The 22721-nt window shown below is 54.7% G+C and carries 23 protein-coding genes and 1 other annotated feature; of the genes, 22 read left to right on the forward strand and 1 reads right to left on the reverse strand.

Annotated elements, in window-relative coordinates:
* The first annotated feature begins 28 nt into the window (after window positions 1–28).
* The 20 genes from spoVAC to leuS all read left to right on the forward strand — a co-directional run bounded on the left by spoVAC (window position 29) and on the right by leuS (window position 20450).
* Complete coding sequence (gene spoVAC, locus J2Z18_RS20460; protein ID WP_007129352.1) at window positions 29–520, forward strand: stage V sporulation protein AC; 492 nt, start codon at window positions 29–31, stop codon at window positions 518–520.
* A gap of 6 nt (window positions 521–526) precedes the next feature.
* Window positions 527–1546: a stage V sporulation protein AD gene (gene spoVAD / locus J2Z18_RS20465; RefSeq protein WP_007129353.1), complete on the forward strand. Its 1020-nt coding sequence runs from the start codon at window positions 527–529 to the stop codon at window positions 1544–1546.
* Window positions 1546–1896 carry a stage V sporulation protein AE gene (gene spoVAE / locus J2Z18_RS20470; protein WP_007129354.1) on the forward strand — a complete coding sequence of 117 codons (351 nt, stop codon included), beginning with the start codon at window positions 1546–1548 and terminating at the stop codon, window positions 1894–1896. Before spoVAD ends, spoVAE begins: the two co-directional genes overlap by 1 nt.
* A gap of 179 nt (window positions 1897–2075) precedes the next feature.
* Entirely contained in the window at window positions 2076–3032 is a 957-nt protein-coding gene (locus J2Z18_RS20475) for an AAA family ATPase (RefSeq protein WP_007129355.1), read from the forward strand.
* A 2-nt stretch (window positions 3033–3034) separates the two neighbouring features.
* The gene (locus J2Z18_RS20480; RefSeq protein WP_210095243.1) at window positions 3035–4282 is read left to right on the forward strand and encodes a DUF58 domain-containing protein; all 1248 of its coding nucleotides are present in this window, start codon (window positions 3035–3037) and stop codon (window positions 4280–4282) included.
* Window positions 4279–6492, forward strand: coding sequence for a transglutaminase TgpA family protein (locus J2Z18_RS20485; protein ID WP_210095244.1), 2214 nt, complete (start codon window positions 4279–4281; stop codon window positions 6490–6492). Before J2Z18_RS20480 ends, J2Z18_RS20485 begins: the two co-directional genes overlap by 4 nt.
* A 255-nt stretch (window positions 6493–6747) precedes the next feature.
* Window positions 6748–7278, forward strand: coding sequence for a YqeG family HAD IIIA-type phosphatase (locus tag J2Z18_RS20490; protein WP_007129358.1), 531 nt, complete (start codon window positions 6748–6750; stop codon window positions 7276–7278).
* Window positions 7275–8399, forward strand: a complete 1125-nt coding sequence (yqeH, locus tag J2Z18_RS20495; RefSeq protein ID WP_210095245.1) for a ribosome biogenesis GTPase YqeH — start codon at window positions 7275–7277, stop codon at window positions 8397–8399. Before J2Z18_RS20490 ends, yqeH begins: the two co-directional genes overlap by 4 nt.
* A 65-nt stretch (window positions 8400–8464) precedes the next feature.
* Window positions 8465–9319 (forward strand): shikimate dehydrogenase, encoded by an 855-nt coding sequence (aroE, locus tag J2Z18_RS20500; RefSeq protein WP_007129360.1) that lies wholly within the window; start codon window positions 8465–8467, stop codon window positions 9317–9319.
* Window positions 9320–9426: 107 nt separating this feature from the next.
* Complete coding sequence (gene yhbY, locus J2Z18_RS20505; protein WP_007129361.1) at window positions 9427–9717, forward strand: ribosome assembly RNA-binding protein YhbY; 291 nt, start codon at window positions 9427–9429, stop codon at window positions 9715–9717.
* Window positions 9718–9771: 54 nt separating this feature from the next.
* Window positions 9772–10362, forward strand: a complete 591-nt coding sequence (locus J2Z18_RS20510; RefSeq protein WP_007129362.1) for a nicotinate-nucleotide adenylyltransferase — start codon at window positions 9772–9774, stop codon at window positions 10360–10362.
* Complete coding sequence (gene yqeK / locus J2Z18_RS20515) at window positions 10346–10924, forward strand: bis(5'-nucleosyl)-tetraphosphatase (symmetrical) YqeK (RefSeq protein WP_210095246.1); 579 nt, start codon at window positions 10346–10348, stop codon at window positions 10922–10924. Before J2Z18_RS20510 ends, yqeK begins: the two co-directional genes overlap by 17 nt.
* Complete coding sequence (rsfS, locus tag J2Z18_RS20520; RefSeq protein ID WP_007129364.1) at window positions 10921–11268, forward strand: ribosome silencing factor; 348 nt, start codon at window positions 10921–10923, stop codon at window positions 11266–11268. The genes yqeK and rsfS overlap by 4 nt, the downstream gene beginning before the upstream one ends.
* Complete coding sequence (locus J2Z18_RS20525; protein WP_210095247.1) at window positions 11265–12167, forward strand: CvfB family protein; 903 nt, start codon at window positions 11265–11267, stop codon at window positions 12165–12167. The genes rsfS and J2Z18_RS20525 overlap by 4 nt, the downstream gene beginning before the upstream one ends.
* A gap of 37 nt (window positions 12168–12204) precedes the next feature.
* Entirely contained in the window at window positions 12205–12975 is a 771-nt protein-coding gene (locus J2Z18_RS20530; protein WP_007129366.1) for a class I SAM-dependent DNA methyltransferase, read from the forward strand.
* A gap of 457 nt (window positions 12976–13432) precedes the next feature.
* Window positions 13433–14299: a sugar phosphate isomerase/epimerase family protein gene (locus tag J2Z18_RS20535; protein ID WP_210095248.1), complete on the forward strand. Its 867-nt coding sequence runs from the start codon at window positions 13433–13435 to the stop codon at window positions 14297–14299.
* Between the two features lie 68 nt (window positions 14300–14367).
* On the forward strand, window positions 14368–15537 hold the full coding sequence (locus J2Z18_RS20540) for a Gfo/Idh/MocA family protein (RefSeq protein ID WP_007129368.1): 1170 nt from the start codon (window positions 14368–14370) through the stop codon (window positions 15535–15537).
* Window positions 15538–15563: 26 nt separating this feature from the next.
* A complete protein-coding gene (locus J2Z18_RS20545) occupies window positions 15564–16637 on the forward strand; it encodes a Gfo/Idh/MocA family protein (protein ID WP_007129369.1) in 1074 nt (357 codons plus the stop codon).
* Between the two features lie 76 nt (window positions 16638–16713).
* Entirely contained in the window at window positions 16714–17601 is an 888-nt protein-coding gene (locus J2Z18_RS20550; RefSeq protein ID WP_007129370.1) for an AraC family transcriptional regulator, read from the forward strand.
* Between the two features lie 48 nt (window positions 17602–17649).
* Window positions 17650–17916 (forward strand) — a binding site (T-box leader).
* Window positions 17917–18008: 92 nt separating this feature from the next.
* Window positions 18009–20450: a leucine--tRNA ligase gene (gene leuS, locus J2Z18_RS20555; protein ID WP_007129371.1), complete on the forward strand. Its 2442-nt coding sequence runs from the start codon at window positions 18009–18011 to the stop codon at window positions 20448–20450.
* Here the strand turns inward: leuS and comER are convergent.
* Window positions 20431–21273: a late competence protein ComER gene (comER, locus tag J2Z18_RS20560; protein WP_007129372.1), complete on the reverse strand. Its 843-nt coding sequence runs from the start codon at window positions 21271–21273 to the stop codon at window positions 20431–20433. The two genes, leuS and comER, sit on opposite strands and share 20 nt — an antisense overlap.
* A gap of 177 nt (window positions 21274–21450) precedes the next feature.
* On the opposite strand from comER, the gene J2Z18_RS20565 reads away from it, so the two are divergent.
* Entirely contained in the window at window positions 21451–22107 is a 657-nt protein-coding gene (locus J2Z18_RS20565; RefSeq protein WP_210095249.1) for a ComEA family DNA-binding protein, read from the forward strand.
* 49 nt (window positions 22108–22156) lie between these two features.
* Complete coding sequence (locus J2Z18_RS20570; protein ID WP_210095250.1) at window positions 22157–22675, forward strand: deoxycytidylate deaminase; 519 nt, start codon at window positions 22157–22159, stop codon at window positions 22673–22675.
* Window positions 22676–22721: the final 46 nt, after the last annotated feature.

Below are 22721 nucleotides of genomic sequence, written 5' to 3' on the forward strand. Positions count from 1 at the left end.
CTTAAATATTCAGCGGAGGTGTAACCAAATGTCCGGTTCCAACAACCAAAAGCCCAAGTCTGATATCAGTACCATGAGCTCGGCCGAATATCAGGCGATTGCGAAGAAGCATGAGCCTCCCCGCGCCGTATTTAAAAACTGTATACGCGCCTTTTTGGTCGGAGGCCTCATCTGTTTGATCGGTCAATGCATTCAGCGCTTTTTCATGACCGTGTTCGATATGAGCACGAAGGAAGCGAGCAACCCGACGGTGGCCGTTCTTATTATCATTTCCGTCATTTTGACCAGCTTTGGCGTATACGACAAAATTGCCCAATGGGCCGGTGCGGGAAGCGCGGTGCCGGTTACGGGTTTTGCCAACTCCATGTGTTCGGCCGCTTTGGAGCACCGGGCAGAGGGACTGGTCCTTGGAGTGGGAGCTAGCATGTTTAAGCTTGCCGGCTCCGTGATCGTGTTCGGTACCGTTGCGGCGTTTATTATCGGCATCATATACGCCGTGCTCGGCATCGGGGGGAGGTAACGCGAGATGAAGATCATCGGTCAAACGTGGCAGTTCGAGAACAAACCGGTCATTATCGGCACCGGTACGATTGTCGGACCTGAAGAGGGAGAGGGGCCGCTGGCGGAAGACTTCGATTATATATACGACAACATCGAGATCAATGAGAAAACATGGGAGAAGGCGGAACGTAAGCTGCTGGAGGACGCTTCACGGAAAGCTGCGGAGAAGGCCGGGATTAAGGAGGATCAGCTTCAGTTCTTTGTAGGCGGAGACCTAATGAACCAAATTATCAGCAGCTCCTTCGCAGCAAGGCAGCTTGGCGTTCCGTATCTCGGCGTTTTCGGCGCCTGCTCCACCTCCATGGAGAGCCTTGCGGTCGCTTCGATGATCGTGGATTCGGGCTCCGCGAAATATGTGATGGCAGGCACGGCGAGCCATAACTGTACGGTGGAGAAGCAGTTCCGTTATCCGACCGAATACGGCTCGCAAAAGCCTCCGTACGCCCAGTACACCATAACGGGAGCAGGCTGCTCCGTCGTCTCCAGCGAGGGGGACGGACCGCGCGTCACATACGCCACGATCGGGAAGGTCGTCGACCTGGGCATCAAGGATCCCTTCAATATGGGAGCCGCCATGGCCCCCGCTGCGGCCGATACGATTACGAAGCATTTTAAAGATACCGGCAGACAAGCCAAGGATTATGATTTGATCGTGACCGGCGACCTGGCATCCGTCGGCCTGCCGATTGCCAAGGATCTTCTGAAGCAGAACGATGTCATCATGGACGGCACGGTTTTTGCCGATTGCGGTCTGATGATTTACGATCTGGAAAAACAGAAGTACGTGAATGCCGGCGGCAGCGGCTGCGGCTGCTCAGCCGTTGTGACTTACGGCCATATCTTGAACCGGATGCGTAAAGGAGAACTGAACAAGGTGCTGGTCGTTGCTACGGGTGCCCTGTTGTCGCCGCTGTCATACCAACAAGGCGAGAGCATCCCGTGCATTGCTCATGCAGTAGCTATAGAGACGGGAGGAAGCAACTGATGCAGTTTTTATGGGCTTTTATCATTGGCGGTTTGATCTGCGTTATCGGACAAATCATGATGGATGTTATAAAGCTGACCCCTGCGCATACGATGAGCACCCTCGTCGTGGCCGGCGCAATTGCCGACGGGTTCGGCCTGTATGAACCGCTTGTCAAATTTGCCGGAGCCGGAGCCTCGGTTCCGATCACCAGCTTCGGCAACTCTCTGGTTCACGGAGCTTTGACAGAGCTGGAGCGGGACGGCTGGATCGGGGTCGTGACGGGGATATTCGAAGTAACGAGTGCAGGGATATCCTCGGCGATCATATTCTCTTTTCTTGCTGCGCTTTTGGTGAGGCCAAAAGGCTAATGTTATAGCTGTTCAGACATCTATGCTGCCCTGGTTAAACAACCAGGGTTTTTTGCTGTTTAAAGCAAGTCTGGCGTTGGTTAAGGAACAAAATATGGCTGCGAATGTACTCTGCGACCTCGATCATGTACAATAGTACTAAATTAAGTATTTATTCCCTTACAGGAGGTTAGTCATACATGCCCGTAAGCCAAGAATCCATGAAAATCATTTCCTCGGTGCGATCCAATCTGGAGTCGTGCCTGCTAGGCAAAGAATTCGAGATCCAATTGCTCCTTACGGCGCTGCTCGCTGGTGGACATGTTCTGATCGAGGACGTACCGGGAACGGGAAAAACGCAATTGATCAAAGCACTGGCTAAATCCATGCAGGGAGATTACCGGCGTATTCAATGCAATCCGGACATTCTTCCGAGTGATATAACAGGGGTATCCGTATTTCACCCCCGAGATGAAATGTTTTATTTCCGGCCGGGACCTGTCATGACCAATATTTTGCTCGCAGATGAGATTAACCGGGCCACGACGAAGACGCAGTCCGCTCTGCTTGAAGTCATGGAAGAGCGCAGCGTGACCGTGGACGGGGAGACGCATGAGCTTCCGCATCCGTTCATGCTGTGCGCCACCCAGAACCCGATTGATTTCGAGGGAACCTATATGCTTCCGGAGGCGCAGCTTGACCGTTTCATGCTGAAGCTAAGCCTGGGATATCCCGATGCGGCAACCGAGAAGCAGCTCATGTATGCCTCGAAGGACGGACAGCTGTCGGATAGGCTGAAGCCTGTGACGCATATGGATACCGTCTCCGCAATTCAGCGCGAGATTCGCGACATATTTATCGGCGAACCGGTTGCCGATTACTTGTTGAACATCACCCGCTCAACGCGGGAGCACCCTTCCGTCATGCTGGGCGCAAGCCCGCGGGCAACGCTGTCCTTCATGAATGCGGCCAAAGCCTTTGCCTTCCTTCAGCAGCGTGACTACGTGCTGCCTGATGATGTGAAGACGCTTGCCCCTTACGTCCTCTCACACCGGATTATGCTGCGTCCGGAAGCACGGCTCGATAATGCAACGCCCGAATCGGTGCTGGACTTTATTTTGCGACAGGTTAAAGTGCCTGTTCAAATGGGGAGATAAGCATGCGGCGCGCCGTTTCCGTATTTCTAAATGGCATGCAGCCGTCCAGACTGGCAGCGGTATTGACGGTTTGGTGCTTATGTCTTTTGTACGTGTTGTTTCAAGGAGGGAAAACCTCTCTCATGCTCTTTTCCATGGTCAGCCTCTTATCCGTATATGTCATCGGAGCGGGCTTTGGCGGGGTGAGGCGCGTAAAGGCGAAGCGCAACATTCTCGGTGACCGGGATCGCCGCGATCAGCTTCATGCCGGGGAGCAGGTGCGCGTTCGGCTCGATGTGAACGTCCCCGGGTTATTGCCGATGCCGTATTTGGTCGTCAAGGAAGTGCTGCAAAGACATAACGGCGATTCATGGTCATTCGAAGACAGCATTATCCCGAACATGCGCGGTGCCGGGGTGCTCGTATTCCAGACTCCGCCTCTCGAGCGGGGGCGGTATGCGTTCGCCGGGACGGAATGTATCAGCGAGGATATCTTCGGCATCATGGAGCATCGGGGACGGATCGAAGTGAACACGGAATTTAGGGTCCTCCCAAGGACGGTTTATATTCCGAAATGGAACCGGAATATCCATAGATCCCGGCTCGGCGGTACGCATACAACAGTATCTGCCTCAAGGCGGGAGACGACTCAAATTAATGGGGTGCGCGATTATGTTTATGGCGATCGGATTTCGCGGATTCACTGGAACGCGACGGCGAAGACCGGTTCGTGGAAATCCAAGGAGTTCGAGCATGAATCCTTTCCCAAGACGCTGATCGTCCTGGATGGAGCCCAGAATGCTTATGTGAGCGATCAGCAATTCGAGGTTGCCGTATCTGCTGCCGCTTCGCTGATTGAATATGGTGCGAAGGAGCATGCGGGAACGGGTTTGTTTACGGCCACAGAGGAAGGCAAGCTGTTTCCTCCGACGGAGCAGGCAGGGGAACGTATGCGCATGATTCAGCATTTGGTCGATGTGGATCACAACCGCAAGGGCAGCCTGATTGCAGAGCTAGAACGCTCCTACCGCCATTTCCCGCAGGGAGCCGTGCTCCTGCTCATCAGTCCGATGAGCGGCAGGGAGGCGTCCGAAGTCCTACGCTGGGTGGAAGCCAGGGGCATGAATCCATGCTTTCTGCAAATCATGAATCCCGGCGGCAAGCCGCTTCGCGATGAATCGATCTCGATCCTGAGGTCGCGGGGGATTTCATGTTACTCCGTCTCATCGCTTGAGGAGCTGCCTGCTGCGTTGGGAGGTGGAGTCGCTTGAAGCTGTGGCTTGATAAGCTGTCAACGACATTTTTTAATACGCTGACGGTGCTGTGGATTTGGATCATCGGCATGCAATGGGTATCCTTCACGGAATCCATCTGGCTGTCGGAGACGACGGCGATCGTAATCGCCGCCATCACCATTACGGCGGTGATTGAAGCGCTGATACCCCTTAAGATGGTGTTTAGGCTTGTATTGCAATTCCTATTGATTCTATACAGCGTGTTTAAGCTGCTGGAAGCCGGCGGCATGCCGGTGCCTTCATTCGGACCGGATACGGTATTATCCGATGAATTGATGTATTTATTCCCGTATTTATGGTTCGCTGTTGCAGCGTGGGTAATTTTCGTCTTTATATTTCTCTGGGCGAAGACCAAACGGCGCATTCTGTTTGTTGTCGGACTGAACGTGATCGGCCTTGCGGTTCTGGATTCGTTCACGAAGGTCACTCTATGGGATGAGACGGCATGGGTAGCCGGAGCAGGCATGGGCTGGCTCGTGACGAACCACTTCAACCGCTTTCGGAGACGGTTCCCGCAAGGATGGGTTAACTTATCGAGATCTCCGTTTAAAATCATTGCCAACATTCTCGTCATCTTCTCGCTCATTATCGTTGCCGGTGTCAATATGCCGCACATCAATCCGACGCTGACCGACCCTTATACGGCATGGAGGGAATGGAGCGGAGTGCCATTGTCCGGCGTCAGCACGAGCGGTACCGGTACCTTGATCGAAACTCCGGTAGAGAGCTCGTCCGGATACGGAAGAGGCGATAACGATCTGGGCAGCGGCTTCAACTTTGATTACTCCCCGGTGATGTCGGTTAGCTCGGAGGAGCGCAGTTATTGGCGCGGGGAGACAAGGGCCGTTTACTCCGGAACAGGCTGGGCCGACCGGAGCGGAAGACGCTCGGGGGCCGATGTAGGGATCGGGGAGAGCCTTCCCGATGAGGAGGCAAGCTCCATGCCGACCAAGACCGTGAAGCAAACGGTCACGATGCTGAACGATACCGAGTATCCGGTCCTATTCGGAGCTTATAAGATCCATGAGGTTCAAATGCTGGATGAGGTTATCGATCCGGAGCGTCTAAGCTGGGTATCTGAAGGGGCTGAGCTGCATCTGCAGGGGGGACGAAACGGCGATTACCCGAAAAGCTATACGCTGGTATCGGAGGTTCCCGTCATTCCACTTGAAGAGCTTAGGGGCAAAACCTACAGTCAACTGTACAACGGTTCCGTGGATGATGCCTATCTCCAGATCCCAAGAAACTTTCCCGACCGCGTAACCGATTTGGCCAAGCAAATCACGGAATCGGCAGAAACGCCGTATGATAAGGTCATTTTGCTGCAACAATACTTACAGAGCAACTACTCATATACCAATACGCCTGATCTGTCGCGCAAGCAAAGCGAGGATTTTGTGGACAGCTTCCTGTTTGAAGTCCGGGAGGGCTATTGCGATTACTTCTCCACCGCAATGGTGATGATGACCCGATCGCTGGATATCCCTGCACGCTGGGTAAAAGGCTATGCGCCCGGAAGCAGCTCAGTCAGCGAATACATCCCGATGGACGGGCAGAGTCCGGTCAGCAGCGGGACCTATACGGTAACGAATGCCGACGCGCACTCATGGGTCGAGGTCTACTTCGGCGAGTACGGCTGGATTCCGATTGAGGCGACACCTGGCTTTAGTATGCCGCTCCTTACAGGTCAGCCTGAAGCTGAGCCAGTGGTTCAAGAAGAGGTTGAAGAAGAGGAACAGGAAGAGGCGGAGACGACACCTGCCGCTGCATCGGATGATCAATCTTCCGGATGGTGGAAAGGCATCGGCATTGCGGCAGCTGTTGTGATTGCGCTGTGGATCTTTTACATTCTGTGGAGAATGCGCATTAATCTGCGCTTTGCCGGGGCGCGGCTCCGTGCAGGGAAGCCGCTGTCCGCTGCGGACAAGGTCATTGCGGAGACCGAGCGATGGCTGCGGTCGGTGCAGCGGAAAGGATTGGTCCGTCAGGACAGCGAGACGCTGCGCGAGTCGGTTCGCCGCTGGAGCGAGGCCAATCCATTGCTGGAGCCGCAGCTGAAGCCGCTGCTGCAGCAGTTCGAAACAGCCCGCTATAGTCCGGCAGAGGTATCGGAGGAGCAGTGGCGTCTTGTCCAAGCCGATGCGGAAGTCCTCAAGAAAATGATTCGGAAGGTTCGTCTGGCTTAAAGAGGAGCTCGGCAGTTCTTATCCATGTGAAGAGGGATGCCTGCCTTCAACGGGCTTGATCCCGGAAGACGGTCTTATTCTGATCTTAACCGGCAACGGTAAATGCATAGGCCGCCCGAGTCCTTTTTAGTGGGATGACGGTGGTCTTTTGCTGAACATTTCGGCATCAGCGATTCAAGTGCTTTTGTTCGTGATTATTTTTACTACGGAACCGGATTATGGTATAGTTTTTCGTATGAAATTGAGGTGACGAAATTGTTTGAAATGCTAATTCCGAAGCTCCGTGTCAATACGGTTTTCGATATTGATCTGGAAGAGCTGTACGAGCAAGGATATCGCGGAATCATTACGGATCTCGACAATACGCTCGTCGGTGCGAAAGCGCCGCTCGCCACGCCGGAGCTCGTGGACTGGTTTAAGAAAGTGAAGGAGATCGGCTTCCAGCTGATCATCGTTTCAAACAACCAGCTCGAACGGGTGTCGAAATTCGCAACACCGCTCGATATCCAATATGTGCATGAAGCCCGGAAGCCGAGCAATGCCCCGTTCCGCAAGGCGATGAAGATGATGGAGCTGACCGCGGACAAAACGATTGTCGTCGGCGATCAAATGCTGACCGACGTATACGGCGGAAACCGGCTCGGTCTATATACGGTTCTGGTGATGCCCATCGCCATTAACGACGAGGGCTGGTTTACGCGTATGGTGAACCGCCGGGTGGAGCGGATCGCGTTAACCCGGCTGCGCAAAAAAGGACTATGGCTTGAGGAGGAACCGAAATCATGACCTTGCCAACAGGCGAAGACATCAAGAAATGCAGCGGCTGCGGAATCCGGCTTCAAAGCGAGGCCCAGGATCAGCCGGGGTATTTGCCGGAGAAGGCATGGGAGCGCGATCCGGTCATCTGCCAGCGCTGCTTCCGAATCAAAAATTATAATGAAGCGTCCTCGGTTGCCGTCGATCAGGACGAATTTTTACGTTTGCTGGGGCAGATCGGCGGAAAGAATGCCCTTGTCATTCATATTGTGGACCTTTTTGATTTCGAAGGGAGCCTGATTTCGGGACTGCAGCGTTTTGTCGGAAATAATCCGGTTATACTGGCTGTCAATAAAACCGATCTTTTACCGAAGGTGACCAACTGGAATAAGGTTCTGAATTGGGTCCAGAAGCAATGTAAGGAACATGGGTTAAAGACGGAGGACATCGTTCTGTGCAGCGCAAAGAAAAATCAGGGCTTTGAACGGCTGCTTGAAACGGTTGCCTATCACAGAGGAGACCGGGACGTATATGTCGTCGGTGCCACCAATGTCGGAAAGTCCAGTCTGATCAACCGCTTAATACGCGACTACAGCGACTTGGAGCAGGAGCTGACAACCTCCCGCTACCCGGGGACCACGCTGGATATGGTCCATATTCCGCTGGATGACGGACGAGATATTATCGATACTCCGGGCATCGTGTACCCTTGGCGTTACAGTGAAATCGTGAGCCGGGAGGATCTGCGCGAGGTCATGCCGGAAAATCCGCTGAAGCCGGCCGTTTACCAGCTGAATGAAGGCCAAACCCTGTTCTTCGGCGGCTTTGCCCGCTTTGATTTCGTGCAGGGAGTCCATCAATCGTTCACGTGTTTTATCAGCGGAAGGCTCAACATTCACCGGACGAAGCTTGAACGGGCGGACACGTTGTTCGAAGAGCATGCGGGCGAGCTGCTCTCTCCGCCGACCCGCGAGAGGCTGGCCGAGCTGCCGGAATGGACAAGGCATGAAATCCGGATCCCGAAAGGCTCCCGGACCGATGTGTTCATTTCCGGCCTTGGCTGGATCAAGGTCAATGGCGACCAGGGAGCGCTAGTGGCCGTTCATGCGCCGAAGGGAGTCAAGGTGCTGGCTCGTCCTTCGCTGATTTAATTGCGTCGTCAACGCGTCTTCATGACTGAAGACGGTTTACTCACGGGAGAGACGGGGGAAATACAATGAAGGAAACTCAAGCCGGCACCGATTATTTGAAGCTCGGCGTCATGGGGGATCCCATCGGCCATTCCAAATCGCCGGCCATGCATAACGCGGCGCTTGCCGCATTAAACCTCCAAGGGGCGTACATTCCGCTCCATATTCGGCCTGAAAGATTGGGGGATGCGATCGAGTCGGTCAAGACGCTCGGATTTCGCGGAGTGAACGTAACGATTCCCCATAAGGTGGAAGTCATGCGGTATTTGGATGCCATCGACGAGGGCGCTGCCCGGATCGGCGCCGTAAACACGATCGTGAACGATAACGGCAGGCTGACGGGTTACAATACAGACGGAATCGGGTATGTGCGCTCCCTGAAGGAGGAGGCTTGCCCGGATCTTAAGGGCAAGCGCATCGCGGTGCTCGGCGCCGGCGGCGCTGCCCGAGGCATCATTTATGCCTTGATCGGCGAACAGCCGGAATCGATCTCCATCATTAACCGGACCGAAGACAAGGCCAAGGCGCTTGCGCAGGAATGGGGAACGATGGCCGAGCTTCACGGCTGCGGCGAAGAGCATGCGAAGGAAGTGCTTTCGCGAGCTGAGGTTATTATTAATACGACCTCAGTCGGCATGCACCCCCGAATTTCAGAAATGCCGGTTCATCCGGAATGGATTCCTGAGGGGGCGGTCGTCAGCGACCTGATCTATAATCCGCTGAAGACCGAGCTGCTGCTGCAGAGCGAGCAGAGGAATTGCACCGTGCACGGGGGACTGGGCATGTTCATTAATCAGGGGGCTTATGCCCTGGAATATTGGACCGGCCTCAGGGCGCCGGTGGAGGCGATGAAGGAAGCGGTACTCGCAAGCTTGCTATAAGGATTCATTCTTTTGTTTATTGATTAATGGGTAAGCTAAAGCTACAATATAGTTTTTAAACAAGCGATAGGCTTGTATAGATGATGATTAAGGGGTAATGACCAAGCATGTTAACAGGAAAGCAAAAACGACACTTACGTTCGCTTGCCCATCATTTGGACCCGCTGTTCCAGGTAGGCAAAGGCGGCAGCAATGAGCATTTGATCCGCCACATCGAAGAAGCGATTGAGAAGCGGGAGCTGCTGAAAATCTCGGTGCTCAACAATTGCCTGGAGGATCCTCGCGACATCGCTGAGGAGCTGGCCGAAGGTGCCGGGGCCGAATTGGTCCAAGTCATCGGAAAGACGATTGTTCTCTATAAGGAATCGAAGGATCATAAGACGATCGAACTGCCTTAAAGCAAGATCGGTGTTCAGAGTATCATAGTCCTCTGACTAGGGGAGGTGAGCCGAATGAAAGTGGGGATCATGGGGGGAACCTTCGACCCTGTTCATATCGGACATATGCTGGCGGCTGAGGCGGCGCGCGTCGCTTATGGCCTGGAGGAAGTGTGGTTCATGCCGAGCCATATTCCTCCGCATAAGGAGGATGCGGGCGTCACCGGGATGATGCGGCTGGAGATGACAGCCGAGGCGGTTGCCGGCCACCCGTCCTTCCGCACGCTGGACCTTGAAATCAAGCGCGGCGGCATTTCCTATACGGTCGATACGATCAAGGCCCTTCGCGAGATGTATCCCGAGCACGATTTTTCGTTTATCATCGGAGCGGATATGGTGGAGTATCTCCCGAAGTGGAACCGGATCGAGGAGCTAGCGGGAATGCTGACGTTCATCGGGGTCAACCGTCCGGGGACGAAGCTGAACGTAGAGTCGCTGCCGGATTTTCTTAGACGGGTGGTAAGGATCGCGGAAATGCCGCTGATCGAGATTTCATCCACGATGATCCGGGAGCGGGCGGCCGCCGGCGGATCCATCCGCTACATGGTGCCGGATCGCGTGTACGATTATATTGTTAGGAGCGGTATATATGGTGTACAGCCGTGAAGATTTGATCGAAGCCGTCTCCTCCCAGATGCCGGCCAAGCGCTGGGAGCATACGAAGGGCGTTATGGAGACGGCCGTTATTTTGGCGAACCGGTTCGGGGCCGATCCCCAGAAAGCGGATTTGGCAGCGATTTTACATGATGTAGCCAAGTACTGGCCGGTTGAGAAGCTTCGGGAGGTGCTCGAGGAGCAGGGAGAGTCCTCGGAGCTACTCCAATATGACAAGCAGCTGTGGCATGCCGAAGTGGGCGCGATCGTCGCAGAGCGGGATTATGGGGTAACGGACACCGAGGTGCTGGATGCTATCCGCTATCACACGTCGGGCCGAGTCGGGATGAGCCTGCTGGACAAGGTGGTGTGCCTGGCCGATTATGTGGAGCCGGGGAGGGATTTCCCCGGTGTGAATAATATTCGGGAACTGGCCAACCATAGCCTTGAAGAGGCGCTCGCAGCCGGGTTTGATTCGACGATTGGACATCTGCTGTCACGCAGACAGATTATTTTTCCGTTGACGGTGCTAGCCCGCAACGATCTCATTAAGCAATTGGAGGCGAATTCATGACGATAAAACCGGAAGAATTGTTAAATATAGCGGTTGAGGCCGCAGAGGATAAGAAAGCGAACGATTTGGTCGTTCTGGATCTGAGAGGCATCTCGCTTGTGGCGGATTATTTTGTTATTTGCCACGGGAATTCGGATACGCAGGTTCAGGCAATTGCAACGGAAATCCGCAAACGGATCCATGATAAAGGCGTAGCTCTTCGGGGACTGGAAGGCATGGATGCTGCCCGCTGGGTGCTGATGGACATCGGGGATGTTGTCGTCCATATCTTCCACCGGGACGAGCGCGAGTATTACAACATTGAGCGCTTGTGGTCGGATGCCAAAGTGGTGGAGAACGTATGAGCTTGATCGCGGGCACGATCGTCCAGCTTACGGTTTCCAGGGAGGTTTCGCCTTATGGCTACTTTCTTGATGGCGGCGACCGGGATGTCCTGCTGCACTATTCGGAAGTGACCGGGAGCATTGCTCCTGGGGATACCGTCGAGGTATTCATCTTCTTCGATACCGAAGACCGTTTGGCAGCAACGATGAAAAAGCCGCTGCTTACCCTTGGTGAAACGGCAAAGCTGGAGGTGGCGGACGTTCATCCCCGGCTCGGCTGTTTTCTGGAAATGGGACTCGGAAGGCAGCTGCTGCTACCGATCCGGGAGCTGCCCGAAATGAAAGAGCTGCATCCTCAGGTGGGTGATCATGTATTCGTAACGATGGAGCATGATAAGCAAGGCAGGCTGCGCGCCAAGCTGGCGGGTGAGCAGGAGCTCGCTCCACTCGCCTTCCACGCGCCGAAATCGTGGATGGGCGAATGGTTTACGGCGCTGGTATACAAGCCGCTGCAGATGGGAACCTTCGTGATCGTCGACGGAGGTGTGGTCGGCTTTGGAGCGATCGGCATGATCCACGCCTCAGAGCGGACGCGGCTTCTTCGTCTAGGTGAAGAGGTGCGCGTACGGGTGAGCCATATTCGCGAGGACGGCCGGGTGAATCTGTCGATGGTTCCGCGCAAAGAGATCGGACGAAACGATGATGCAGACCGGCTGCTGGCGTTCCTGAAGGAACGGCCGGGCGGCGCAATGCCCTATTCCGATGAAACACCGCCCGAAATTATCAAGCAGCGCTTTGGCATCAGCAAATCTGCATTTAAGCGTGCGCTCGGGAAATTGATGAAGGATGGCCTTGTCACACAGAAGGAAAGCTGGACGTATTTGGTGAAAAAAGAGGAGAATTCCGGTTCGGCTGAATAGCGACCGAAGAAGAAGCTTCTGGGAAAGTGGTGTCAGCATGTTGTCTTACCGAAAGTTTGCTTACGTATATGATCAGCTTATGGAAGATATGCCATACCCCGACTGGATCCGCTTTGCGAGAACGGCTTGGGACAAGCATGGCATGCCGAGAAGCATCGCGGAGCTCGGCTGCGGAACCGGAAGCATTACGATACCGCTGGTCAACTCCGGTTTTGAGGTGACGGGCATTGATTTGTCGGCCGATATGCTGTCTGTTGCCAGGCGGAAGCTGGAAGGATCGCCGCAGGGCAGCCGGCTGTTCCGCGAAGGGAGCGTCCGCTGGGTTCAGCAGGACATGCGTTCCTGGGAGCTGCCGGAGCCCGTTGATTCCGTGATCTCGTTTTGCGATTGCTTCAACTATTTGCTGGAGGAGAAGGATATTCGTTCCGCCTTTGTCCGCACGTACCAAGGGCTCAAGGAAGGCGGAACGTTTTTGTTTGACGTGCACCATCCGAACACGTTGATCCGGTATGATGCGGAGCAGCCATTCGTGTTGGATGAGCGGGAGGTCTCTTACATATGGACCTGCGATCTGGATGAGCCCCGATGTGAAATCGAGCATCATTTGACCATTTTTGCACGGGATCATCAGGACCCTGCCGTCTACCGCCGCTTTGAAGAAACGCATATCCAGCGAGGATATGATCCGGAATGGATGAAGGTAGAGCTTATCAAAGCAGGCTTCCGTGATGTCAAATGCTACGCCGATTTCGAATGGGTTGAAGCCGGCGACGACGCTGCCCGTCTGTTCTTTGTAGCCATAAAATAAGATTACGGGAAAACCTTATATCATGTTGAGACTGCCTCAAGGTCATTTGACTTTGGGGCAGTCTCTTTATGCATGAAGGACTTTTTTGCGTTTGCAAAGGCATCCGACTTGCCTCTCCCAGCACGCGGGGTAATGATGGCTGCTGCACGATGATCAGCGACGCTCGGACGACAAGCCAAATTGCTGCAGGGACCACTGACAGGCGGTCGGCGCACCCATTATAATCTGAAACGCTTTTTAGGCTAATTATTTGATTGTGGTTAAGGTACACAGACGGAGCTATAGGTTTGCAGATCGGACTATGCTACGATGGGTCATATCCGGCCATTGCAATAATGACAGCGCTGTCTACATAGATGTATCTAATGTTGTAACCTCTGGAAGGCGGGATTTCGAGAGTCCAATGATAGTTAAATTCCCCCGGTGATGATAGGGGACATGAGAGGATGAGCGTACCATGAAAATGTCTGTATTTACGGTTGCAACCCCCGACTTGCAGCCTGAACAGCTGGCCAAGGCCGCAGCCGATGCCGGTATCGAAGGGATTGAATGGCGTTTTAAGGAAATCCCGCCCGGCGCCGAGGAGGAGCAGCCTTCCTTTTGGAGGCATAATCAATGCTCCATGGATCCCGGCGGGACGGAGCAGGATTGGCTGCGATTCAAGCAGGCGGCGGAGCTGCACGGCAGACAGAGCATTGCGGTCGTTCCGTATCTAACCTGCGGCGATCTGGCGGAAACGGAGAAAGTGATGAGGGCAGCCAAGCTGGTAGGAGCCTCTTTCATCCGCGCCGGCATTCCGGCTTACAATCGCAGCGTCAACTACAATGAGCTGTACGAGCAAGCTGTAAAATACCTGCTGGAAGTGGAGGATTTGGCAGCCGCTTATGATGTGAAGGCATTGGTCGAGACGCACCATAACACCATTACGCCGAGCGCCGGGCTTACATACCGGCTCGTATCCCATTGCTCTCCTCAGCATGTCGGCGTATTGTACGATCCGGGAAATATGGTTCATGAAGGCTACGAAAATTATCGCATGGGACTGGAGCTGCTCGGTCCTTACTTGGCCCATGTTCATGTGAAAAATGGCGGTTATCGCAAGCATCCGTCGGAGGACGGGAGCGAGGCAACGTGGACCGGGGAATGGACGCCGCTTGCTCAAGGCGCCGTTCCGTGGCGTCAGGTTATCCAGGATTTGAAGTCTGTTGGTTATGACGGCTATTTCGGCATCGAGGATTTTAGCGGCACGTACGATTCGACCGAGATGCTGCTTCGCTTTGCCGAGCAGATGAAGCAGTGGAGCGAAGATAAACAATTCGCGTAACGAATAATTGGATTTATTTTTATAGATGCGTAACGGAAGATATGAAATGTATGAGGGAGGATTGCAGTATGGAACAAGTTCGTATAGGTGTAATCGGTCTCGGAATGGGCTTCTCGCATGCCAAGTCGCTCGCGGCTGGACGGATCGCGGGAGCACGTCTTAGCGCCGTATGCGATTTTAATCCGGCCAAGCAGGAGATAGCCAAAGAGACGCTGCCTTCGGATGTGCGGATCTTTAGCGACGTGGATGCGATGATGGCTTCAGGAGAGGTGGACGCGGTCATTATTGCAACTCCGCATTACGGGCATCCGCAGGAAGCGATTCAAGCGCTGAACCGGGGGCTGCATGTGCTGATCGAGAAACCGGCCGGCGTCTATACCAAGCAGGTCCGCGAGATGAATAACGCAGCGGCTGCAAGCGGCAAAGTGTTCTCCATCATGTACAATCAGCGCTGCAATCCGCTTTATAAGAAGCTGCGGGAGCTGATTGCGGATGGAGAGCTCGGCGAAATCCGGCGCATGAACTGGATCGTGACGAACTGGTACCGTTCCCAGAGCTATTACGATTCGGGAGGCTGGCGTGCGACCTGGTCCGGCGAAGGCGGCGGCGTGTTGATCAATCAATCTCCGCACCAGCTCGATTTATGGCAATGGACGACAGGCATGATGCCGAAGAGAATTCGGGCATTCTGCGCGTTCGGCAAGTATCGCAACATCGAGGTCGAGGACGACGTGACCGCTTACGCGGAATACGAAAACGGCGCAACCGCCGTATTCATCACGACCACCGGCGAAGCGCCGGGCACGAACCGGTTTGAAGTGACGGGAGACCGCGGGAAAATCGTCATCGAAAACGGCAATCTTACTTTTTGGAGACTTCGGGTGCCGGAGCCGGAATTCAACCGTCAGTATACCGGCGGCTTCGGCGAACCGGAATGCTGGAAGTGCGACGTTCCGATCGTGGGAGACAATCCGCAGCATAACGGCATTATTCAAAATTTTACGGATGCCATTCTGCACGGCACCCCGTTAATCGCTCCGGGCGAAGAGGGAATCCATGGACTTACCTTGTCGAATGCAATGCATCTGTCCACGTGGACGGATAACTGGGTGGATCTGCCGCTGGATGAGGATCTGTACTATAACCTTCTGCAGGAGCGGATCGCCGCCTCGACCGGAGAGAAGACGGTGCGGGAGATCGGCCCCGTCGATATGAGCAAAACATTCGGAACCTACTAAATACAAGAAATAGGGGAGGCAGCAATATGAACCGGAGTGATGGAATGCGATATGCGCCGGTAGGCAAAGCCCAGCCGGTCTGCAAGCCCGGGGAATTCACGATCGCGGCCATGTCATTGGAGCATGGACATATTTACGGCATGTGCAACGGTCTTATCGAAGCGGGGGCCACGCTGAAATGGGTGTACGACCCGGACCCTGGGAAGGTAAAAGCATTCTGCGAGGCATACCCCGGCGTACGGCCGGCTTCCTCCGAAGCGCAAATATTGGAGGATCCGGAGGTAAAGCTGGTCGCGGCTGCGGCGATCCCTTCGGAACGCTGCGGGCTTGGGCTCAAGGTGATGTCGCATGGCAAGGATTATTTTACCGACAAAACGCCGTTTACGACGCTGGAGCAGGTAGAGGCCGCCAGGGCGAAAGCGGCGGAAACCGGCAGAAAATACATGGTTTACTACAGCGAACGACTTCATGTGGAGAGCGCGGTTCATGCCGGACGCTTGATTCAGGATGGAGCGATCGGCAGGGTGGTTCAGGTGCTCGGCACAGGCCCGCATCGGTTGAATGCGGCATCGCGTCCCGATTGGTTTTTCCGCCATGAGCAGTACGGGGGCATTTTATGCGATATCGGCTCCCACCAGATCGAGCAGTTTTTATTTTATGCAGGCTGCAGGGATGCCCAGGTGCTGAGCAGCAAGGTCGGCAATTATGCGAATCCGATGTATCCGGAGCTCGAGGATTTCGGGGATGCCACGCTGCTTGGCGACAACGGGGCGACGAATTATTTCAGGGTCGACTGGCTGACGCCGGAGGGACTCGGGACATGGGGTGACGGCAGAACCTTCATCCTGGGCACGGACGGATATATTGAGCTTCGCAAGTATATCGACATTGCCAGACACCCGCATGGTGATCATCTGTACTTGGTGAACAAGGACGGGGAGTTCCATATGGAGCTGAAGGGGAAGGTCGGCTATCCGTTCTTCGGTGAGCTGATTCTCGATTGCCTGGAGCGGACGGAGCGCGCCATGACCCAGGAGCATGCCTTCAAAGCGGGAGAGCTGTGCGTCAAGGCCCAAAACTTAGCCGTGCGGATCGGATAAATCCATTATAATAAAGGGAGACCCCGCCAAAATTCCCGGGGAATTGATTCATAACCTCGATAAGGGGGATTCCCACATGTCTTCGCGGTTGACGACTCCACCATCCTGGATGCCGGGCTTTGACCGGATGCTGCTGAGGGAACCGATTGAACTCGGCTGCTATAATGACCGGCCTTTATCCGGCGGGACTTTCCACTCCCACGCTTTTTACGAAATTTATTATTTTCATGAAGGACGCTGCACGTATCTGATCGGAGACTCCGTTTTTGCGCTGAAGCCCGGGGACCTGCTCCTGATGAACGGGTTGACGCTGCATTGCCCGAATGTGGAGCCGGGTTCGCGCTATGTCCGGAGCATTATCCATTTCGATCCCGCCTGGGTGTGCAGGGAGCTGCCCGAATCGGCAAGATCGGTCCTGCTGGATCCCTTCGAAACGCTGCGCAATCACCGGATGACGCTGACTGGGCAGAGGAGGGAAGAGTTTGAGCGGCTGCTGGAGGATATGAACCGGCTGCGGGGGGCGGAAGCTGCTTTCAAGCAGGAGCGATTGAAGCTTCGGCTTCAGGAAATGCTGTACGTCATTGCGGGCTGGTGTCAAAGCGAAGTGCAGCAGCAGGATTCGATCTCTGATAAGGAGCGCCATGTACAGCACGTCGTCTCGTTTGTGGAAGAGCATTACATGGAGGATTTGACGCTGGACCGAATTGCCAGGGACATGCATCTTACGAAGCATTACTTGTCCTCTTTGTTCAAGGAGGTCACCGGAACGACCGTATTCAAATATGTATACCACCGAAGAATTAACCAGGCCAAAATCCTGCTGAGACTGCACCCCCATATGAGCATTACGGACGTCAGCCGGGCGGCCGGCTTCAAGCATTTGGCCCATTTCAGCCGGATGTTCAAGACGATGGTCGGAACGGCGCCGGAGCATTACCGCAAGTCCCAGGGCGAACTCCGTTGACTTGGCGCGGCTTTTTGGGTATAATAGCCACATTAAAATGGAAATCATAGTAATGCAATGAAGGGGACTAGTAGTTCCGTATGCGATCATGCAGAGAGCCGGTGCATTTGGTGGAAGCCGGTTGACGCAAGGGATGAACTCGCCTCTGAGCAGCGGCGCGAACCCGGCTTTCGGATCTTAAGAATGCTTATTTATCCGTCGGTCGATGAAACGTCGCCGTCTCATCCGCGATAAGGATGCAAAGGGAGTGAAAGGCAAAGCATGCCTTGCACTAACTAGGGTGGTACCACGGGAATCAAACCTCTCGTCCCTAGCGTCAGCGCTATGGATGATGAGGTTTTTTTTGTTTTCAGGACAGCGGCATTAACAGCCTTGTCCGTTCGACAGTGAAGGAGGAGCTATGTAGTATGACGGATCAACAATCAGCCGGCCACGGCTATAAGCCGCAGGTCATTGAACCGAAATGGCAGAAGTATTGGGAAGAGAACAAAACCTTTAAAACCGAGGACAACTCGTCCAAACCGAAATTTTATGCACTCGACATGTTCCCGTATCCTTCCGGAGCGGGTCTTCACGTCGGGCACCCGGAGGGCTACACGGCCACCGACATCATTTCCCGCTATAAGCGGATGCGCGGGTACAACGTGCTTCATCCGATGGGCTGGGACGCGTTTGGCCTTCCGGCAGAGCAATATGCGATGGATACAGGCAAGCATCCACGCGAATTCACCATCCAGAACATCAATAACTTCCGCCGCCAGATCAAGTCGCTCGGATTTTCTTACGATTGGGACCGGGAGATCAGTACGACGGATCCGGACTATTATAAATGGACGCAATGGATCTTCATCCAGCTGTACAAACGGGGCCTTGCTTATGTAGCCGAGGTGCCGGTGAACTGGTGCGAAGCGCTGGGTACGGTTCTTGCGAACGAGGAAGTCATTGACGGCAAGAGCGAGCGCGGCGGCCACCCGGTCGTCCGCAAGCCGATGCGGCAGTGGATTCTGAAAATTACCGAGTATGCGGACCGGCTGCTTGAGGATCTGGATGAGCTGGATTGGAGCGAAAGCCTGAAGGACATGCAGCGCAACTGGATCGGCAAATCGGTCGGCGCCGAGGTGCGGTTTGATATCGATGGGCATGACGCCAAGCTGGAAGTGTTCACGACCCGTCCGGACACCCTCTTCGGCGCAAGCTACTGCGTGCTGGCACCGGAGCATGAGCTGGTGGACAAAATTACGACCCCAGAGCAGCGGGAAGCGGTGAAGGCTTATCAGGATCAGGCAGCCCGCAAGAGCGACCTGGAGCGTACGGATCTGGCAAAAGACAAGACCGGGGTCTTTACCGGGGCTTATGCCATCAACCCTGCCAGCGGCGCCAAGCTGCCGATCTGGATCGCCGATTACGTCCTCGCCGGCTACGGAACCGGCGCGATCATGGCCGTTCCGGGCCACGATACCCGCGACTGGGAGTTTGCGAAGCAATTCGGGCTTCCGATCATTGAAGTGGTGAAGGGCGGCAACGTGGAGGAAGAAGCTTACACCGGAAGCGGCGAGCACGTCAATTCCGGCTTCCTCAACGGAATGGACAATGAGGCTGCTATTCAGGCCATGAACGAGTGGCTTGAGAAAGAAGGCAAGGGTAAGAAGAAGGTCACGTACCGGCTGCGCGACTGGCTGTTCAGCCGTCAGCGCTACTGGGGCGAGCCGATCCCGATTCTCCACCTGGAGGACGGAACGATGAAGACCGTTCCGGAAGACCAGCTGCCGCTGCTGCTGCCGGACGTGGATCAGATCAGACCGTCCGGCACCGGCGAATCTCCGCTGGCGAATGTGACGGAATGGGTGGAGACGGTTGATCCGGAGACGGGCATGAAAGCCCGCCGCGAGACCAACACGATGCCACAATGGGCAGGCAGCTGCTGGTACTATCTCCGTTACATCGATCCGCATAACCCGGATGAGCTGTGCTCGAAGGAGAAGCAGAAGGAATGGCTCCCGGTAGACCTGTATATCGGCGGCGTCGAGCATGCGGTGCTTCACCTGCTGTACGCAAGATTCTGGCATAAGGTGCTCTATGATCTCGGAGTCGTCGATACGAAGGAGCCGTTCCAGAAGCTCGTGAACCAAGGCATGATTCTCGGCAACAATAATGAGAAAATGAGCAAATCCCGCGGCAATGTCATCAACCCTGATGATATCGTGAACGAATATGGAGCCGATACGCTTCGGGTATACGAGATGTTCATGGGGCCGCTGGAAGCGACCAAGCCATGGAACACGAACGGTGTTGAAGGCACGCATCGTTTCCTCTCCCGCGTATGGCGTCTGTTCATTGGCGATGACGGCCAACTGAATCCAAAAATCGTGGACGGGGAAGGTTCCGACGAATGGAAACGGATCCTGCACAAAACGATTAAGAAGGTTACCGAGGATATCGAGCATATGCGCTTCAACACCGCAATCAGCCAGTTGATGATCTTCATCAACGAGGGCTACAAGGCGGATGAGCTCCCGCGGAAGGCGATGGAGAATTTCGTTCAAATGCTGTCCCCGCTCGCGCCTCATCTGGCTGAAGAGCTGTGGAGCCGTCTGGGACACACCGAGAGCATCACGTATGTTCCTTGGCCGGAATACGATGAGGCTTGGACCGTAGAAGCCGAGGTGGAAATCGTCGTCCAGGTGAACGGAAAAATCGTGGACCGCACCAAAATTGCTAAAGACTTCGATCAAGAAGCCATGCAGCAGCATAGCCTCTCCCTTCCAAATGTCAAGCAGGCGCTGGAAGGCAAGAGCATTCGCAAAGTCATTGCCGTTCCGGGAAAACTGGTCAATATCGTGGCCGGTTAACCGAGAAGCCGAATGCGGCGTCCAGTTTTGCCAGATCCTCCTCATACTTGTCGTGTGTGGTTTCGATCAATTGGTAGAACAAGCCGTTCAGGTGCGAGTTCAGTAAAATGAGCGCCTGAGCGGTGATGCCGCCGGGTACCGCGACCCTTTCCTGAAGCTGTTCGGGGGAGAAGCCCTCCTCCGTTAGCAGCTTCCCTGTGCCGACCAGCATTTCGCCGGCCAGGGCATTGAGCGTGCCGCGGTCGATCCCTGTCATTTCGACGGCAGCGTCAATCCATTTTTCCAAGAACAAACTTAAAAAAGCAGGCCCGCAGCTGGAGAAATCGGAAGTGATTCGCGTGTGCGATTCCAGAATCTCAACGGGCCTGCTGATATAAGACAGGAGGCTTTGAATAAGCTGCCTGTCTTCTTCTTTTATTCGGGAACCATACATACATAACGAAGCTCCGCCTCCGGTGATATTGGTAATGCTGGGTATGATTTTTGCCACCTTGCACGGCAGCGCCGATTCCAGGTGAATCAGCTGGACAGGGCTTGTAATCGATACCGCAATTTGGTGCTCCGAAAGCCGGTCCCTGATTTCACTGATGACGGATTTGAATTCGAGCGGCTTGACACAGATGAAGAACAGATCGCTTTCCGAAGCCGTTTCCTTATTGCAGCTGCACACGGTAAGACCGGGATGTCTCTTGGACAGCTGCTGGGCTTTCTCGGGCGTACGGTTGCTGACCCGAATTTGCTCGGGCAGGAGTGCGCCCGATCGAATGAAGGCATCGATCAATAGACTGCCCATACTGCCCGTACCGATAAAACCAACCTTCATGTGTACGTCCCCTCCTTTCGCGCTTTACGGCAGAAATGTACCGTTACTACGTTTAATGTATGCGGCAAGGATGGCGATTCATGACGGGTTCGGATACGAATTTGCGGTTTGAGATCGAAAAATCTTCACAGTCTGGATGAGCAAATCATGTTTATCATGAAAAGGAGGATTTAAGAGATGAGGCGTATTCCAGTGGGATGGAGTGTATCGGCCGCGGCCTTGGGCTGCGTACTGATCCTATTTGCCGGCGGTCCGGAGAAAGGAATTCAGGGCTGGCAGCCTCTAAATGATCAGCTTAAGCAGGCGATTGCCGCGAATCATCCGGAAGGGGAAGCCCCGCCGGCCGGAGGTGCTGGAACCCGTACTGAGGCGAGCCGAGGTGAAGCAGGGTCCGGCGGGCAAGCCCTTGAGGCGAAGGCGGCAACGGAGGGTGCGCCTGTCGCCGCCCAGTCCAGCAAGAATGAAGCTCATTCCGAAGGAGAAGCTCCTGCGCAAGCAGATGCGGACGCGGCGACGCCCCCCGCTGCAGCTTCCTCCGGTGCGCCTCCGGCAGGCTTGGGCACCGAGGCGGCAGCACCTCCCGCCGAGGCGGCAACTCCTACAGAAAGCTCATCTTCGCTGCCTGCGGCCGGCGCGAGGTCCGGCCTCATTAACGTGAATACGGCGGATGCCGCCGGGCTGATGGAGCTGCCCGGCATAGGGCAGGCTAAAGCAAAGGCCATTATCGATTACCGGAACCAGCACGGGGCGTTTCGCAGCGTGGCCGATTTAATGAACGTGAAGGGCATCGGTCCCAAAATGCTGGAGAAGATGAAGCCTTACGTTGAACTTTAGCTGTGTGCTACAATAAAGGAGACATTGATAAGGAACAGGTGAATGACGGATGAATACGGATCGACGGAAAGATTGGGACACATACTTCATGGATATTGCTTATATGGTATCCACCCGATCCCAATGCTCGCGGCGCCATGTCGGGGCCGTGCTCGTGCAGGGCAAGAAGCTTCTCGGAACCGCTTATAACGGAGCTCCGATGGGGGTTCCGGATTGCTCGGAGGCGGGCTGCATGATCGCCGAGGACTATGAGCTTGTTGTTCAGGACGGGAAGGAAACGGTAGTGAAGAAGCAGCGGTGCATTCGAACCATTCATGCAGAACAAAATTTGCTGCTGTTTACCGACCGGATCGACAGGGAAGGAAGCACGGTTTACGTAACCGACGAGCCTTGCTGGACCTGTGCCAACATGCTGGCCAACAGCGGAATCGTCGAGGTGGTATTCCACCGCCCGTATCCGAAGGATACGGAGAAAGTATCGAACATGATGAAGCAGAAGGGGATCCTGTTCCGGCAGCTATCGGGGTATGAGCCGCCGCGGGAGACGATGATGGCGGTGAAGGAATAGAGACGTTCTTGAACAAACGAATAATCGCGATGCGGGGAAGAACCTT

Source organism: Paenibacillus lactis (assembly GCF_017873605.1).
Classification (GTDB): domain Bacteria; phylum Bacillota; class Bacilli; order Paenibacillales; family Paenibacillaceae; genus Paenibacillus_AQ; species Paenibacillus_AQ lactis.